This is a genomic window from Pseudomonas sp. NPDC087598 (assembly GCF_044743525.1).
Taxonomy (GTDB): Bacteria; Pseudomonadota; Gammaproteobacteria; order Pseudomonadales; family Pseudomonadaceae; genus Aquipseudomonas.
Map to the genome: position 1 here is coordinate 13,687 of NZ_JBIUWQ010000055.1, position 16,913 is coordinate 30,599.

General features: G+C 60.3%; 13 protein-coding genes. 8 read left to right on the plus strand and 5 right to left on the minus strand.

Features of this window, described 5'->3' with window-relative positions; translation table 11 throughout:
* Positions 1 to 43 precede the first annotated feature (43 nt).
* The 4 genes from rsmA to ACIOWE_RS23865 are packed head-to-tail and all read right to left on the minus strand — an operon-like array spanning position 44 to position 5,940.
* Complete coding sequence (rsmA, locus tag ACIOWE_RS23850) at positions 44 to 862, minus strand: 16S rRNA (adenine(1518)-N(6)/adenine(1519)-N(6))-dimethyltransferase RsmA (protein ID WP_103304408.1); 819 nt, start codon at positions 860 to 862, stop codon at positions 44 to 46.
* Complete coding sequence (pdxA, locus tag ACIOWE_RS23855) at positions 859 to 1,848, minus strand: 4-hydroxythreonine-4-phosphate dehydrogenase PdxA (protein WP_401396572.1); 990 nt, start codon at positions 1,846 to 1,848, stop codon at positions 859 to 861. The genes rsmA and pdxA overlap by 4 nt, the downstream gene beginning before the upstream one ends.
* Positions 1,845 to 3,167 (minus strand): peptidylprolyl isomerase SurA, encoded by a 1,323-nt coding sequence (gene surA, locus ACIOWE_RS23860; RefSeq protein WP_201236577.1) that lies wholly within the window; start codon positions 3,165 to 3,167, stop codon positions 1,845 to 1,847. The genes pdxA and surA overlap by 4 nt, the downstream gene beginning before the upstream one ends.
* Positions 3,142 to 5,940 (minus strand): LPS-assembly protein LptD, encoded by a 2,799-nt coding sequence (locus ACIOWE_RS23865; RefSeq protein ID WP_401396575.1) that lies wholly within the window; start codon positions 5,938 to 5,940, stop codon positions 3,142 to 3,144. Before ACIOWE_RS23865 ends, surA begins: the two co-directional genes overlap by 26 nt.
* Before the next feature lie 130 nt (positions 5,941 to 6,070).
* Between ACIOWE_RS23865 and ACIOWE_RS23870 the strand changes: the two genes are divergently transcribed.
* Genes ACIOWE_RS23870 through ACIOWE_RS23880 form a run of 3 tightly spaced genes read left to right on the plus strand, consistent with a single transcriptional unit; the run spans position 6,071 to position 8,527 of the window.
* A complete protein-coding gene (locus ACIOWE_RS23870) occupies positions 6,071 to 7,090 on the plus strand; it encodes an aminoglycoside phosphotransferase family protein (protein WP_401396578.1) in 1,020 nt (339 codons plus the stop codon).
* Positions 7,087 to 7,758 (plus strand): N-acetylmuramate alpha-1-phosphate uridylyltransferase MurU, encoded by a 672-nt coding sequence (gene murU / locus ACIOWE_RS23875; RefSeq protein WP_401396581.1) that lies wholly within the window; start codon positions 7,087 to 7,089, stop codon positions 7,756 to 7,758. The genes ACIOWE_RS23870 and murU overlap by 4 nt, the downstream gene beginning before the upstream one ends.
* 1 nt (position 7,759) lies before the next feature.
* Positions 7,760 to 8,527 carry a TerB family tellurite resistance protein gene (locus ACIOWE_RS23880; protein WP_401396584.1) on the plus strand — a complete coding sequence of 256 codons (768 nt, stop codon included), beginning with the start codon at positions 7,760 to 7,762 and terminating at the stop codon, positions 8,525 to 8,527.
* A gap of 123 nt (positions 8,528 to 8,650) precedes the next feature.
* On the opposite strand, the gene ACIOWE_RS23885 is transcribed toward ACIOWE_RS23880, so the two are convergent.
* Positions 8,651 to 9,640 carry an alpha/beta hydrolase family protein gene (locus ACIOWE_RS23885; RefSeq protein WP_401396587.1) on the minus strand — a complete coding sequence of 330 codons (990 nt, stop codon included), beginning with the start codon at positions 9,638 to 9,640 and terminating at the stop codon, positions 8,651 to 8,653.
* Between the two features lie 74 nt (positions 9,641 to 9,714).
* On the opposite strand from ACIOWE_RS23885, the gene ACIOWE_RS23890 reads away from it, so the two are divergent.
* The 5 genes from ACIOWE_RS23890 (at position 9,715) to ACIOWE_RS23910 (ending at position 16,907) form a co-directional block, all read left to right on the plus strand.
* Positions 9,715 to 12,111 (plus strand): PAS domain S-box protein, encoded by a 2,397-nt coding sequence (locus ACIOWE_RS23890; RefSeq protein WP_401396590.1) that lies wholly within the window; start codon positions 9,715 to 9,717, stop codon positions 12,109 to 12,111.
* A gap of 114 nt (positions 12,112 to 12,225) precedes the next feature.
* Positions 12,226 to 12,867: a response regulator gene (locus ACIOWE_RS23895; RefSeq protein ID WP_401396592.1), complete on the plus strand. Its 642-nt coding sequence runs from the start codon at positions 12,226 to 12,228 to the stop codon at positions 12,865 to 12,867.
* 348 nt (positions 12,868 to 13,215) lie between these two features.
* Positions 13,216 to 14,340, plus strand: a complete 1,125-nt coding sequence (locus tag ACIOWE_RS23900) for an ABC transporter ATP-binding protein (RefSeq protein WP_134177997.1) — start codon at positions 13,216 to 13,218, stop codon at positions 14,338 to 14,340.
* 48 nt (positions 14,341 to 14,388) lie between these two features.
* Positions 14,389 to 15,432, plus strand: a complete 1,044-nt coding sequence (locus tag ACIOWE_RS23905) for an ABC transporter substrate-binding protein (protein WP_008085222.1) — start codon at positions 14,389 to 14,391, stop codon at positions 15,430 to 15,432.
* A 227-nt stretch (positions 15,433 to 15,659) separates the two neighbouring features.
* Entirely contained in the window at positions 15,660 to 16,907 is a 1,248-nt protein-coding gene (locus ACIOWE_RS23910; protein ID WP_401396597.1) for an ABC transporter permease, read from the plus strand.
* Positions 16,908 to 16,913 lie beyond the last annotated feature (6 nt).

Here is a 16,913-nt window from a genome sequence, read left to right on the forward strand (position 1 = left end):
AGTAAACCAGAGTGGCGTCCTGCCCGATAGCGTTCATCGCCGGTCAGTCGGCGGCGGGTGCTGGCGGGACTTGTTCGCTGAGCTTGTCGGCCAGGCGCACGAACGCGGCCAGGTCGAGTTGCTCCGGACGCAAGCTGCCATCGACGCCGGCCGCTTCGATCTCGGCAGCGGTCATCAATTGCTTGAGCGTGTTGCGCAAGGTCTTGCGGCGCTGGTTGAAGGCTTCGCGTACGACGCGCTCAAGCAGGCGATGATCTTTTGCCGGGTGTGGCAGCACCGCGTGCGGCACCAGGCGGACGATCGCCGAGTCGACTTTCGGTGGCGGGTTGAACGCGCCCGGACCGACGTTGAACAGGTGTTCGACGCGGCAATGGTACTGAACCATGATCGACAGGCGACCCCAGTCACCGCCGCCCGGGCCTGCTGCCAGACGCTCGACCACTTCTTTCTGCAGCATGAAGTGCATGTCGCGAATGATGCCGGCGTTGTTCAGCAGGTGAAAAATCAGCGGCGTCGAGATGTTGTACGGCAGGTTGCCGACGACGCGCAGGCTGTTGGGGGCGGCATTGAGCGTGTTGAAGTCGAACTTCAGCGCATCGCCCTGATGCAGGTTGAAGTTGCTCTTGCCGGCGAACTGCTGATTGAGGATCGGGATCAGATCCTTGTCCAGTTCCACCACGTCCAGCTGCGCGCCAGAGTTGAGCAGGCCGGCGGTCAGTGCGCCCTGGCCCGGGCCGATTTCCAGCAGGCGATCTTCGGACTTGGCACTGATGGAGCGCAGGATGCGGTCGATAACGCCGGCATCGTGCAGGAAGTTCTGGCCAAAGCGTTTGCGCGCCTTGTGTTGGTATTGCTCGGTCATAAACGGGTCTCGGCCATCTGGTAGGCGGTTTCCAGGGCGACTTGCAGGCTGCCGGTGTCGATTTTGCCGCTGCCGGCCAGATCCAGGGCGGTGCCGTGGTCGACCGATGTGCGGATGATCGGCAAGCCCAGGGTCACGTTGACGGCAGCGCCGAAGCCTTTGTACTTGAGCACAGGCAAGCCTTGGTCGTGGTACATCGCCAGCACTGCATCGCAGTGCTCCAGATATTTGGGGGTAAACAGAGTGTCGGCAGGCAGCGGGCCACGAAGGTCCATGCCCTCGCCGCGCAGGCGCTCTAATGTCGGTTCAATGATGTCGATTTCTTCATGGCCCAGGTGTCCGCCTTCACCGGCGTGCGGGTTGAGCCCGCAAACGAGGATGCGCGGTTGGGCGATGCCGAATTTGTTTTGCAGGTCGCTGTGCAGAATCCGCGTGACTCGCTCCAGCCGCTCCGGCGTGATCGCATCGGCGATGTCGCGCAGGGGCAGGTGAGTGGTGACCAGTGCCACACGCAAACCGCGTGTGGCGAGCATCATCACCACTTGGGCGGTATGGGTCAGGTCAGCGAGAAATTCCGTGTGTCCAGAGAAGGCGATACCCGACTCGTTGATCACGCCCTTGTGCACGGGGGCAGTGATCATCCCGGCGAAATCGCCGTTGAGGCAGCCGTTGCCGGCGCGGGTCAGGGTTTCGAGGACGAAGGCCGCATTGGCCTTGTCCAGTTGTCCGGCCACCACCGGGGCGCTGAGCGGTGTATCCCAAACATACAGGCTGTTGGCCGGCGCCGGAGCGTCCGGCCATTGCCCCGGGCCGACTTCCAGCAAGTTGACGGCCAGCCCCAGCTGCGCGGCCCGCTTAAGGAGCAGGTCGCGGCTGGTGATGGCAATCAGGGGATGTGGCTGGGCTTGCGAGGCGAGCAGCAGGCACAGGTCGGGACCGATGCCGGCTGGTTCGCCGGGTGTCAGCGCGAAACGCTTGGGTTTCACTGCGCTGCCTGGTCTGCACCAGGGAGTTTGATCTCTACGTACGCTTCGTCACGGATCTGACGCAGCCAGGTTTGCAGCTCTTCGTCGTATTTGCGGTTACGCAGTACGGTCATGGCTTGCTGCTCGCGGGCCTGTTCGGTGCTGTCGGTGGCGCGACGGCCAAGGACTTCCAGAACATGCCAGCCGTATTGGGTCTGGAACGGCTTGGACAGCTGACCTTGTGGGGTCTTGGCCATCACTTCACGGAATTCCGGCACCAGTACGTTCGGGTCGATCCAGTTCAGGTCGCCACCGTTGAGGGCGGAACCCGGGTCTTCGGAGTAGCTCTTGGCCAAAGTGGCGAAATCTTCACCTGCCAGGATTCGCTCATACAGCGATTGCACCAGGGCTTTGGTCTTGGCTTCGTCGCGGATCGGGCTTGGCTTGACCAGAATGTGGCGAACATGCACTTCGTCACGGGTCTGCGCTTCGCCGCCACGCTTGGCCAGCAACTTGAGGATGATGAAACCACCTGGCGTGCGTGCCGGCTGAGTCACGTCGCCGACGGCCATGCTGCTCAACTCGCGATCGAACGGAGGTGGCAGTTGAGCGGCTTTACGCCAGCCCATGTCGCCACCTTCCAGTGCGTTATCGCTGGCGGATTTGGCCACGGCCAATTGACCGAAGTCGGCGCCTTGCTTGAGCTGCTGGTAAACCTCCATGGCCTGACGTGCGGCACTCTGAATCGCTTCGGAGTTGGCGCTTTCCGGGGTCGGAATCAGGATGTTGGCCAGGTGCAGCTCTTCGGACAGTTGCATCTTGCCCAGATCGGAGGCGAGGAAGTTCTTCACTTCCTGCTCGGAGACCTGAATGCGCTCTGCCACGCGGCGCTGACGGACACGGCTGATGATCATCTCGCGCTTGATCTGGTCACGGGCGTCGTCATAAGACAGGCCGTCGTGTGCCAGGGCGGCGCGGAACTGGTCAACAGTCATGTTGTTGCGCTGGGCGATGGTGCCGACAGCCTGGTTCAGTTCTTCATCGGTGATGCGGATGCCGGAACGCTCGCCGATCTGCAGTTGCAGGTTTTCGACGATCAAGCGCTCGAGCACCTGTTGATCCAGGACACCTGGAGGTGGCAAGCCACCTCCACGCTTGGCGATGGTCTGCTGAACTTCATGAACGCGCTGGTCCAGTTGGCTCTGCATGACCACGTCGTTGTCGACGATCGCTACCACTTTATCGATGGACTGTACGGCGGCGTTGGCCGCCGTACCCAGAAACAGCGCGCCCAGCACTAGCGGGCGCAGACAATCAGAAAGCTTGGTCTTCACGTTCACGATAACCTTGAATGCCTTTGTCGAGGAAGCTCTCTACCTTGGCGCCAGTGAGGCCACCGAGTCCCTTCAGAACAATTTGGAGGAAGACGCCATGGTCGCCTTTTTCGTTTTGCGGAGCTTCCTGGCTGAACTCGTCATAGGAAACCCAATAACGGTTGATCAGGCGCAGTTTCCAGCAGCAGTTGTCGTACTCGAAACCACCGAAGGCTTCCAGGGTACGGTTACGGTTGTAGTCGTACTGCCAGCGGCTGATCGCGTTCCACTGTGGAACGATCGGCCAGATTACCGAGAAGTCATGCTGCTGGATCTTGTAGTAGTCCTTCACGTAGCCAGGCTGGCCTGGAGTGCCGTAGTCACCACCACCCACAGCCCACTTGCCGGTGTTTTGGTCGTAACGAATCTGGTCATTGCGATAGCGATAGCCGGCGTTGATGACCTTGTTCGGGTTGTCTTCAGGCTGGTAGTGGAACATCGCACTGCCGGAACGTGGGCTGCGGCTGTCCGGATCCCAGTTGTAGTCGGCCGTGGTGCGCCAGTCGCGGTTCCAGCGGTATTCGTATTCCAGTGCGTATGGCGAAACGTTGGATTTCGCGTCGTCACGGGTTTTGGCATCGATACCTGGCAGTTGTACTTCACGATCCTTGAAGTACAGTGCCTGGCCGACGCTGATGCGTTGACGTTCGAAGCCGTTGTCTTCGATCCAGCGGCTGGTTACACCCAGCGACAGTTTGTTCTCGTCACCGACGCGGTCGGAGCCGGAGAAGCGGTTGTCGCGGAACAGCGACGAGTAGTTGAAGGTGTATTCGCTGGTGTCGAACACCGGAATATCCGACTGGTCTTTCTCTGGTACATAGAGATAGAACAGGCGTGGTTCCAGCGTCTGGCGGTAGTTCTTGCCGAAGAATGACGTATTGCGGTCGAAGTACAGGCCGCTGTCGATGCTGGCAATAGGTACGCCGCGGTTCTGGTTGCTGCCGAATTTCCCGTAGAGATTCTGGTTTTCCGGAGACATGGCAGCAATCTGCGATTTGCCGGTACCGTCCAGATCAAGTTGATACTGGGTGTACTGATACTTGAGCGACGGCTTCAGGAAGCCATAAGTCCAGTTCATCGGCAGGCTGACACCTGGCTTCAGGTTCAAACGGTCGCCATTGGCACGGGCCAGACCTTGAACGTTGGTGTCCAAGCGCGGCGACGAGTTGCCGTCTTCATCGATGAAGTTGCCGGTTTTCAAGTCACGATCAAATCGCACCAGCTCGGTTTCATAATCGAAGTTCAGACCTTCCGGGTGATACGGCAGCTGACCATTGAAGGTGATCTGCGGCAGACGGCCATAAGGTGTGATATTCGAAACGGTTGCCAATTGATACTGCTGTGCGTTCAGAATCGCGGTATACGAATCGCCTCGATAGGCAACCAGACCCTGCTGGTTCACGAAGTCAGAACTCTTCACACCAATCTGATCGGTCTGCAGATCCTGGAAGTAATAAGGATCGCTGATCTTGGTGTAGTCAACCTGAGTAAGCACACGGGAGTCGAGACCACCCTTGTGCTGCCAGTTGTACATGTAGCGGGTTTTTTCGTAATCGGTCTGCTTGCTGCGTTCGGTGTCGTCATCGTTCAGATACGCAGCGCCGAACTGGCCTTCGCTGGACTTGGTCAGATAACGGAACTCGCCTTCCACCAACATGCCACGCTTGCTCATGTAACGCGGGTACAACGTGGCGTCGTAGTTAGGCGCCAGGTTGAAGTAGTACGGAGTGACCAGCATGAAGCCGGTATCGCTGCCGCTGCCGATGGTCGGCGGCAGGAAGCCCGACTGACGACGATCGTCGATCGGGAAGTAGATGTATGGCGTGTACAGGATCGGAATGTCTTTTACGCGCAACGTCACGTTGGTCGCGGTACCGAAGCCGGTGGCCGGGTTCAGGGTGATGTTATTACCCTTGAGCTGCCAGGCGTTGCTGTTCGGTTCGCACGTGGTGTACGTGCCGTCCTTGAGGCGGATGATCGCGTTTTCAGCACGCTTGGCGTACAGCGCGTTACCGCGGATGCGCGATTTGTGCATCACGTATTCGGCGTTGTCGACCTTGGCTTCACCGGTGTCGAGCTGCACATCGGCGTGGTCGCCGACGATCAGCGCACCGTTGTCGCGGATGCGCACGTCGCCATTGAGTTCGGCGCGGCTCTCGGCCTGATACAGGCTCGCCTCGTCGGACTCGACCTGCATGCTGCCCTGACGCAGGACGACATCACCGGCCAACGTACCGACTTGATCATCGGTGTTATAGCGCGAAGCTTTTGCGCCGATAAAGGTCGGAGCATCGCTTTTATTCGTCTTGTCATTCATGCCAGGACGAATCGGTTCGATATAGGCACCAGAGCAGTAAGGACCGGTCTCGGCCAGCTGGGCGGCGGTGAGCTTCTCGCGCGGAACCCAGTCGAGGTGACTGAAGTCTTCGCTACGGGATTTCAGGCCACGGCCTTTGGCTTCGGTGACCAGTGCCGTTTTCGGGCCTGTGTCGGAAGTCGAACCGTTTTCGCTCGGGGCTTCGCCGGTGGCGCTGACGGCACTGCCGTCATGCACTGGACGCGGCGGCAATGCAGCGGCCGGCGTCTTGGGCGAACAGTCCCAGGCACCCGTAGCCGAGACAGAGCAGTCATACTGCTCGGCGGCGACAACGAATTGACTGGCCAGAGGTTGCATAGCCAGCAGACTGCCGGTTACCAACAACGGAAATTTTTTACGAAACGCGGGGGATTTCAATGCCATCTTATTTGTCCGGGCTTGCTGCGTGCCATCTGCCCGCGGTGTGGGCGGCTCGCCTCTGGAGGGTCTGAATAAGATGCTTGATAATTACGCATGACCCGCTTGACGGCTAGCGCCGTCGGAGACCCTTGCAATGCCTGACCAAGATGTACGCTTGCAACACCTGAAAGTTTGGCTCGATGAGCAGTTGGCAATCCTGTTTGCAGATCAGGGCTGGGGCGCCGTGCCCCCGGCCACGTTGACCGCGGCCAGTAGTGACGCGAGTTTCCGCCGTTACTTCCGCTGGGAAGGCGCGGGTCGCAGCTTCGTCGTGATGGACGCGCCGCCACCCCAGGAAAACTGCAAACCGTTCGTGGATATCGCCTTTTTGCTGGCGAAATCCGGAATAAATGTGCCGAAAATTTATGCCGAAGACCTCGAACGCGGTTTTCTTTTGCTCAATGACCTGGGCAACAAGACCTATCTCGACGTAATTAATGGCGAAAGCGCCGATGCATTGTTCAGCGATGCCTTGCAAGCGCTGCTGGCTTTTCAGCAGTTGCCGATGGTCGCACCGTTGCCGAGTTATGACGTTGCGCTGTTGCGTCGCGAGCTGGAACTGTTCCCCGAGTGGTACGTGAAGCGTGAGTTGGGCGTCGAATTCGATTCGATCCAGCAGCAACAGTGGCAGCACGTCAGCGACTTGCTTATCGACAGCGCCCTGGCCCAGCCGAAAGTGCTGGTGCACCGTGACTACATGCCGCGCAACCTGATGCTCAGTGAGCCGAATCCCGGCGTACTGGATTTTCAGGATGCGGTTTATGGCCCGGTGACTTACGACGTGACGTGCCTGTTCAAGGACGCTTTCCTCAGTTGGCCTGAAGAGCGCGTGCGTGGCTGGCTGGAAAGTTACTGGCAGCAAGCGTCGGCACTGAACATCCCGGTGCAGCCGGATTTCGAAGACTTCCTGCGAGCCAGCGACCTGATGGGCGTGCAGCGTCACCTGAAAGTCATCGGTATCTTCGCGCGTATCTGTCACCGCGATGGCAAGCCGCGTTATCTGGCCGACGTGCCGCGTTTCTTCTCTTATATAGAAGCGGTGATCGCCCGACGTCCTGAACTGGCCGAGCTGCAAGCGCTGTTCGCCAGCCTGTGGGGTGGAGCAACAGCATGAAGGCAATGATTCTGGCGGCAGGCAAAGGCGAGCGCATGCGCCCGCTGACCCTGACCACCCCGAAACCGCTGGTGCGTGCCGGCGGCGTGCCCTTGATCGAATATCACCTGCGCGCCCTCGCGGCAGCCGGTTTCAGTGAAATCGTGATCAACCACGCCTGGCTCGGTCAGCAAATCGAGGACTATCTAGGCGACGGCTCGCAGTTTGGTGTGAGCATCCAGTACTCGCCGGAAGGCGAGCCGCTGGAAACCGGCGGCGGGATTTTCCGTGCGCTGCCGTTGCTCGGTGACGATGCGTTTGTGGTGGTCAACGGTGATATCTGGACCGATTACGACTTCAGCGTGCTGCATCAGCCGATCAATGGTCTGGCGCATCTGGTGCTGGCGGACAATCCGGCGCATCACCCGAGCGGCGATTTCACCCTGACCGATGGAAAGGTACGCGATGGCCAGCCTGATGCGCAGACCCTGACCTATAGCGGTATCGCCGTGCTGCATCCGCAGTTGTTCGATGGCTGCGCGGACGGTGCCTTCAAACTGGCGCCGTTGCTGCGCAAAGCCATGGCTGACGGGCAGGTGACGGGCGAGCGGCTGAAAGGTCACTGGGTCGATGTCGGTACGCATGAGCGTCTGGCCGAAGCTGAAGCCTTGATAGAAGCGAGTCGCTGATATGTTGTGGCCAGGGACTCTGATTGGAGCCGGAGCGGGTTTTGCGATCGCCAGCATTCCGGGGGCCATGCTTGGGGCGTTGTTGGGACAGGCGCTGGATCGGCGCCTGCACTTGCAGAGCTGGGGGCATTTGCGGGAAAAACTCGGCGGCCGGCCGATGCTGCGCAACGACGAATTGTTGTTCGTGTTGCTCGGGCGTCTGGCCAAGAGCGACGGGCGGGTCACGGACGGGCATATCCAGCAGGCGCGTAACGAAATGCGCGCGCTGGAGATGAGCGAACCGGCGACGCGTCGGGCGATTGCGGCGTTCAACCGAGGCAAGTCCGGTGGCGATAATCTGCGCGGTTATCTGCGGCGCCTGAGTGCGCAGCCGCACGCGGCCGAAGGTGTGTTGCGAGCATGCTGGCGGATGGTTTGGGCCGATGGCCGGGCGGGTGTCAGCGAGCGGGAATTGCTGGCGCAGTGGGGTAAATGGCTGGGCTGGACGACGCATCAGGTGCAGGCGCTGGCCAGTGATTACGAACCCGGCAAGCGGCCAATCGTCAGTGCGGCGGTGAGCTATCAGGAAGCGATGCGCCTGCTCGGTGTGTCGGCATCCAGCGAGCCGGCGCAGATCAAACGCGCTTATCGGCGTCTGCTCAGTCGTCATCACCCGGACAAGATTGCCGGCAGTGGCGCGACGCCAGCGCAGGTGCGCGACGCGACCGAGAAAACCCGCGACTTGCACAATGCTTACACGTTGATTCGTGAGCGGCGGGATTTTCGCTAGCGGTCAGGTCTGTATCGTCTGCGCTGGCCTCTTCGCGAGCAGGCTCGCTCCCACAGTGGATTGTGTACGCCGATCCAATGTGGGAGCGAGCCTGCTCGCGAAGGGGGCGACGCGGTCTGCCGGTCAGTCCGTGTTCTGTGGGTTCAACCAGCCACGCACGCGGCGGAACAACTGCTCTTGCTCAGCCTTGTTATCCGGCAATGCCTTGAGCGCCACCTGGCTGAATGCCGAGGTCTTCAAACGCTTGCTCGCCTGCATGCGCTCCAGCGCTGCGTTGCGATCCAGCGGTTTGTCCATGTAAAAAATATCCGCCGTCGGCAGCTTCAGCGTCGGCGTCAGTTCCGCCAGTGCCGGCTTGACCTTGACCGGTGCCTGCGCGTCGACCATGACAAATTTTTCCACCTGCGCCGTTTGCCTTTCGCTCAAGTAACGCGCGGCCCAGTACGCACCGGTACCGTGACCGAGCACAACAATGCGCCGCGCACTTTGCTGTTCGGCATAGGCAATGGCTGCGTCGATTCGCGCGAAGATGCGCTCGGCATCGGCTTTGGATTGTTCTTCGGTCGTCTCGGCAATCACCTGATCGGCGACTTCAGCCTCACCGCCCGCCGCTTGCTCGATCGGTTGCGCGGTGGTCGAATCTTTGCTGCCCGACTCAGGCGCTTTCGGGGCCGCAGCCGCTTCGACCACGCGCGGCGCGATGGCATCGGCTTGCAGATCGGGCAGAGTGATACTCAGGCTGCTCCATTCAACGTCCGGCAACTTGCGCCGCAATGGGCCGATGGCCTGAGGCCAGTCAGCGGTTTCACCCGTGCCGGGGATGATGATCACCGCGCCTTTGGGCTCGGCAGTGTTGGCCGGTTTCCACAAGGCGAGAAAGGTGTCGCTGGCGGCCTGCAACTGTTGCTGTTCCTGCGCCGGGACTTTACGTTGCAGTGCGGCGGCCTCTTCCTGACTACGCTCAAGCAATGGCTGGCGTTCGGCCGGTTTTTCTGCGGCGGATTTTTCCGCAGCGGCGGCAGGTGCCGGATCGGCTGCGTTGACGGAAAACGCACAAGGCAGGATCAGCGACAGGCACAATGCTGGCATTGCCAGGCGGTAGACAGAGGGCATCGGTTATTCCAGGCCAGAAAAGTATCCCGGCAGCCTAATGGGTTGGTCAGAATTTGTCAGTGTATGAGACTTCAATGAAGCGATTTTGCTGCCTGTGGGTTATCGGCTGTTTGTGGCTTCCCTTGATGGGCTGGGCGGCGCCTGCGCCATCAGCGCACGTTGCGCAGTTGTCGGCGAGTGAGCGGCAATGGCTCGCGCAGCACAACGAATTGCGCGTTGGCCTGGTATTACAGGCGCCGTATGCGCAATACGACCGACGCTTGCAGCGCTTGTCTGGGGCCAACGTAGAGTTGATGAAGTTGTTGGCCAAGGCACTCAATGTCGAGCTGAGCTGGCGCAACTTTCAGGATCTGGCGCAGCTGGAGATGGCTGCACGCGAAGGCGAAATCGATATCGCCCCGGGGCTGACCCAGACGCCGAGTGGCCTGCGTCTTTGGCAGTTCTCCGACCCGTACATGCGTGTGCCGCAATTGGTGGTCAGCGATCAGAAGGCCAGCGGCGGGGTGGATCTGGAGAAACTCGACAGCCAGACCCGTGTCGCCGTGCGCATGCCGAGCACCACCGCCGACTATCTGCGCGGCAACTATCCGCATCTGAACCTGCAAGGCGTGCCCCTTGAGCGTCAGGCATTGCAGCTGTTGTTGAGTCAGCAAGCGTCATACGCGATCGTTGATGAAGCGCAGCTCGGTCGCCTCTCGGCAGAGCCGGAGTTTGCCGAACTGGTGGTGGTCGGCGACATCGGTCTGCCGCAACTGCTGCGGGTCGGCTCGCGCCGCGACTGGCCGGAACTCGCCGGTATCGTCCAGAGTGCATTGCGTGCAATCCCGGCGAAGGATCTCGAACATCTGCACAGCCAATGGCTGCAACCGAAATACCCGCGACTGTCGGAGTCGCCGGGGTTCTGGCAGAACCTCAGTCTGTTGTTTGCCGTCATGTTGCTCAGTTGCGTGGCCATCGTGTTCTGGCAGCGGCGCCAACAGCACAGTCTTGAACAGCGTCTGCTCGCCGCGCGCGAAGACATCGCCTTGCGTGCTGCCAGCGAAGAGGCCCTGCGGCTGACACAGTTTTCCATCGATCAAAGCACTGTCGGCATTCTTTGGGTCAATTGGGACAGCCATGTGCGCTACGCCAACCGGGCGGCGGAAAATATGCTCGGTTATCCATCGGGCGGGCTGATCGAACGACCGCTGATCGATTTCGAACCGGGTTTGCACATGGACCGCTGGCTCAACCTGTGGAAGCGCGCACGGGCCAGTGAAGAAGGGCCGTTGAGTTTCGAAACCAGCTGCGTACGGGCCGATGGCAGTGTGCTGCCGGCGGACGTATCGCTGAGTTTCCTGCGTTTTCGCGACAGTGAGTATCTGGTGGTCTATCTCACCGATGTCACCGAACGCCGGCGTGCGCTGGCGGCGTTGCAGGAGAGCGAGGCGCGTCTGCAAGGCATTGCCGCCAACGTGCCGGGGCTGGTGTTCCGGCTGGAGCGGGCGCCGGTGACCGGGCAGATCGACTTTGCCTACATTTCCGAGGGCAGTGAGAACCTGGTGGGTTATGCGCCGGCGGCCATCGCACACCGCGACATGGGCCTGCGCAGTCTGGTGCATCCGGACGACAGGGCCAGTTATCACCAGACCCAGGATCAGGCGCTGGACACTGACAGCGATTGGTCGTGGCAGGGTCGAATTCTCACGCGCCAGGGGCAACAGCGCTGGGCCGAGATCAAGGCGATCACCCGGCAACTGGAGGATGGCGCCTATGTCTGGGATGGCATCGTCTGGGACATCACCGAGAGCAAACGCATCGAACTGGAGTTGGCGGCATCGCGCGAGCAATTGCGCGAACTGTCGGCGCACCTTGAGAGCGTGCGTGAAGAGGAAAAGGCGCGAATCGCTCGCGAGGTTCACGATGAACTGGGGCAGATGTTGACCGTGCTGAAACTGGAGACGTCGATGTGCGAACTAGCCTACGCACAACTCGACCCCGGTCTGAATGAGCGGCTGAACAGTATGAAACGCCTGATCGCGCAGTTGTTTCAATTGGTCCGCGATGTGGCGACGGCGCTGCGACCGCCGATTCTCGATGCCGGGATTGCCTCGGCAATCGAATGGCAGGCGCGGCGGTTCGAGGCGCGCACGCAGATTCCGTGTCTGGTGCAGGTGCCGGACAATCTGCCGCCACTGAGCGATGCCAAGGCAATTGGCCTGTTCCGCATTCTGCAAGAGGCACTGACCAACGTCATGCGCCATGCCCAGGCGCATACTGTCGAACTGACGCTGACGCTGGAAGGCGATGAATTGTGTCTGACGGTCAGTGATGACGGCGTAGGATTTGTCGCCGTTGCCGGTCGGCCGACGTCGTTTGGACTGGTCGGCATGCGCGAGCGGGTGTTGATCATGGGCGGGCGGTTGACGCTGGAGAGTGAGCCGGGGGAGGGCACCAGTCTGATGGTGCGAGTGCCGGTGAGTGAGGTCTGAAAGTCTGTAGTGTTTGGGCTGACGCTATCGCGAGCAGGCTCACTCCCACATTGGAATGCACTTCCCAGTGGGAGCGAGCCTGCTCGCGAATGACCCTGGCGCTGAATAAGAACAATGGAGAAGAACGTGATCCGTGTACTGGTAGCCGAAGACCACACCATCGTCCGTGAAGGCATCAAGCAATTGATCGGCCTGGCCAAGGATCTGCAAGTGGTGGGGGAGGCGAGCAATGGCGAGCAGTTGCTCGAAACCCTGCGCAGCGTGCCGTGCGAGGTGGTCTTGCTGGACATCTCCATGCCCGGGGTCAACGGTCTTGAGGCGATCCCGCGAATCCGTGCGCTGAACAACCCGCCGGCGATTCTGGTGCTGTCGATGCACGACGAAGCGCAAATGGCCGCTCGCGCCTTGAAGGTCGGTGCGGCCGGGTATGCGACCAAGGACAGCGATCCGGCGCTGTTGCTCACGGCGATCCGCAAAGTCGCGGCGGGCGGGCGCTATATCGATCCGGATCTGGCTGACCGGATGGTCTTCGAGGTTGGCCTGACTGATGCGCGGCCGTTGCACTCATTGTTGTCCGAACGCGAGTTCTCGGTGTTCGAGCGCCTCGCCCAAGGCGCCAACGTCAACGACATCGCCCAGCAACTGGCCCTGAGCAGCAAAACCATCAGCACGCACAAGGCGCGGTTGATGCAGAAGCTCAACATCACCTCGCTCGCCGAACTGGTGAAATACGCAATGGAACACAAACTCCTTTAAATGCATCACAAAATCCTGTGGGAGCTGGCTTGCCAGCGATGGCGGTATGTCTGTTACTTCAACGCTGACTGATCCACCGCTATCGCTGGCAAGCCAGCTCCCACAGGTTTCTCTGTGTTGACTGAGAATGTGGGCATATCTGTTAGCGACAGCCGCTTTTGCTTGTTCTTGCGGCTTGCAGCTCGACGCTTGCAACTGCCTTGTCCATTAGCGCCATCCTTGTAGGGCAATCCCTACCCTCAACCTTCCATCCGGCTGAGGCGATTCTCTCCTGCGCCCCGATTTGCGTGCCTGCCGCCAGCCACTAGGCTTGATACACAAGCAGTCATCAACAACAAAGGTGTGGGTATGAGCCAGGTCGATACAAACGCAGGGGCCAGTGATGTGCTGGTCAGCTTTCGTGGAGTGCAGAAGAGCTACGACGGCGAGAACCTGATCGTCAAAGACCTCAACCTGGACATTCGCAAAGGTGAATTCCTGACCCTGCTCGGGCCGTCCGGTTCCGGCAAGACCACCAGCCTGATGATGCTCGCCGGTTTCGAGACGCCGACGGCCGGTGAGATTCTGCTGGCCGGGCGTTCGATCAACAACGTGCCGCCGCACAAGCGCGACATCGGCATGGTGTTCCAGAACTACGCGCTGTTCCCGCACATGACCGTCGCGGAAAACCTTGCCTTCCCGCTGACCGTGCGTGGCCTGAACAAAAGTGATGTCAGCGACCGCGTGAAGAAAGTCCTCAGCATGGTCCAGCTCGATGCGTTTGCCTCGCGCTATCCGGCGCAGTTGTCCGGTGGTCAGCAGCAACGTGTGGCATTGGCCCGCGCCTTGGTGTTCGAACCGCAACTGGTGTTGATGGATGAGCCGCTCGGCGCTCTCGACAAACAACTGCGTGAACACATGCAGATGGAAATCAAACACCTGCACCAGCGCCTCGGCGTGACCGTGGTCTACGTGACCCACGATCAGGGTGAGGCGCTGACCATGTCTGATCGCGTTGCAGTATTTCATCAGGGCGAAATCCAGCAGATCGCCCCACCGCGCACCCTTTACGAAGAACCGAAAAACACCTTCGTCGCCAACTTCATCGGCGAGAACAACCGCCTCAACGGTCGCCTGCTCAGCCAGAGCGGCGAGCGCTGCGTGGTCGAACTGGGCCGTGGCGAAAAGGTCGAGGCACTGGCAGTCAACGTCGGCCAGACCGGCGAACCGGTGACCCTGTCGATTCGCCCGGAACGCGTCAGCCTCAACGGCTCGAGCGACCAATGCGTCAACCGCTTCTCAGGGAGGGTGGCGGAATTCATCTATCTGGGCGACCACGTCCGGGTGCGCCTGGAAGTCTGCGGCAAGACCGACTTCTTCGTGAAACAACCGATTGCCGAGCTCGATCCCGCGCTCGCTGTCGGCGACGTGGTACCGCTTGGCTGGCAGGTCGAGCACGTTCGCGCGCTCGATCCACTTCTAGAGGCGCATTAATCGCCCCGGCAATACCAACACCAACCCTGCACGTGGAGAGAACAATAAATGTTGAGATCCCTGAAGTTCACCGCCCTGACCCTGGGCCTGATGGGTGCGGCCAGCGCAATGGCTGCTGGCCCGGATTTGACCGTGGTGTCGTTTGGCGGGGCGAACAAGGCGGCGCAAGTCAAAGCCTTCTATGCACCGTGGGAAGCGGCGGGTAACGGCAAAATCGTTGCCGGCGAATACAACGGCGAAATGGCCAAGGTCAAAGCCATGGTCGACACCAAGAGCGTGTCGTGGGATCTGGTCGAAGTTGAATCGCCGGAACTGTCCCGTGGCTGTGACGAAGACATGTTCGAGCAACTCGACCCGGCCCTGTTCGGCAAGACTGAAGACTACGTCAAAGGCGCAATCCAGCCTTGCGGCGTGGGCTTCTTCGTCTGGTCGACCGTGCTTGCCTACAACGCTGACAAGCTGAAAACCGCACCGACCAGTTGGGCGGATTTCTGGGACACGAAGAAATTCCCGGGCAAGCGTGGCCTGCGCAAAGGCGCCAAGTACACCCTCGAATTCGCGTTGATGGCCGACGGCGTTGCGCCGAAAGACGTCTACAAAGAGCTGGCGAGCAAGGGTGGTCAGGATCGCGCGTTCAAGAAACTTGATGAGCTGAAGCCAAGCATTCAGTGGTGGGAAGCCGGCGCACAACCGCCGCAGTACCTCGCTTCCGGTGACGTGGTCATGAGCTCGGCGTACAACGGACGCATCGCAGCCGTGCAGAAAGAATCCAACCTGAAAGTGGTCTGGAACGGCGGCATCTACGACTTCGACGCGTGGGCCATCCCGAAAGGTCTGGACGCCAAGCGTGCCGAAGCGGCGAAGAAATTCATTGCCTACTCGGTACAGCCGCAACAGCAGAAGACCTACTCGGAAAACATCGCCTACGGCCCGGCCAATACCCAAGCCGTACCGCTGCTGGCCAAGGATGTCCTGAAAGACATGCCGACCACCCCGGAAAACATCGCCAACCAAGTGCAGATCGACGTCAGCTTCTGGGCTGACAACGGCGAGCAACTGGAACAGCGCTTCAACTCCTGGGCTGCGAAATAACCACTGTTTTACCTGTATGAGGGCTCTTGTGGCGAGGGAGCTTGCTCCCGCTTGAGTGCGCAGCACTCACAAAATTGGCGCTGCCAACAAAATTTTGGGGCCGCTTCGCAGCCCAGCGCGAGCAAGCTCGCTCGCCACAGGGATTTCCTTTTGCTCGGGCGTGGTGTTTCAACACAACAGAGGTGGTTCTCCACCTCTGTAACGATCAAAGATTTGCGGAGTACGTCATGGCCATCGCCGTTCCCCTGAACGAGGGCACCAGCCCCACCTTGAAGCAGAAGCTCAAGCGCGCCGAGCGGGTCAACCGCTGGAAGGCCCAGGCGCTGATTGCGCCGCTGGTGCTGTTTCTGTTGCTGGTGTTCCTGGTGCCGATCGTGGCGCTGCTCTACAAAAGCGTCGGCAACCCCGAAGTGGTCGGCGGCATGCCGCGCACTGTGGCGGCCATCGCCAGTTGGGACGGCCGCGGCTTGCCCGCTGAACCCGTCTACAAAGCCGCCGGCGAAGACCTCGCCGAAGCACGCAAAAACCAGACGCTGGGCGATTTGTCCAAGCGCTTGAACATGGAGTTGGCCGGCTATCGCAGCCTGCTGACCAAAACCGCCCGGGCGCTGCCTTTCGCCAGCGAACCGGCCTCTTATAAAGACGCACTGGAAGCGCTCGACGAGCGTTGGGGCGATCCGGCCTACTGGCAAGCGGTGAAACGCAACACCAGCAGCATCACCCCTTACTACCTGCTGGCGGCGGTCGACCACCGCATCGACGACCTCGGTGAAATCGCCCCGGCCACACCGGACCAGGCGATCTACCTCGACATCTTCGCCCGCACTTTCTGGATGGGCCTGATCATCACCGTGATCTGCCTGCTGCTCGCTTATCCACTGGCGTATCTGCTGGCGAACCTGCCATCGCGCCAGAGCAACCTGCTGATGATTCTGGTGCTGCTGCCGTTCTGGACCTCGATTCTGGTACGGGTCGCGGCGTGGATCGTGCTCCTGCAATCGGGCGGACTGATCAACAGCGCGCTGCTGGCCATGGGCATCATCGATAAACCGCTGGAACTGGTGTTCAACCGTACCGGCGTGTACATCTCGATGGTGCACATCCTGCTGCCGTTCATGATTCTGCCGATCTACAGCGTAATGAAAGGCATCTCGCCGACCTACATGCGCGCCGCGATTTCGCTGGGTTGCCATCCGTTCGCCAGTTTCTGGCGGGTGTACTTCCCGCAGACTTACGCCGGTGTTGGCGCCGGTTGTCTGTTGGTGTTCATCCTCGCCATCGGCTACTACATCACTCCGGCGCTGCTCGGTAGCCCGAACGATCAGATGGTCAGCTACTTCGTCGCGTTCTACACCAACACCAGCATCAACTGGGGCATGGCCACTGCGCTGGGCGGGCTGTTGCTGCTGGCGACCGTGGTGCTTTATCTGATTTACAGCTGGCTGGTGGGCGCCAGTCGCCTGCGCCTGAGCTAAGGGGAG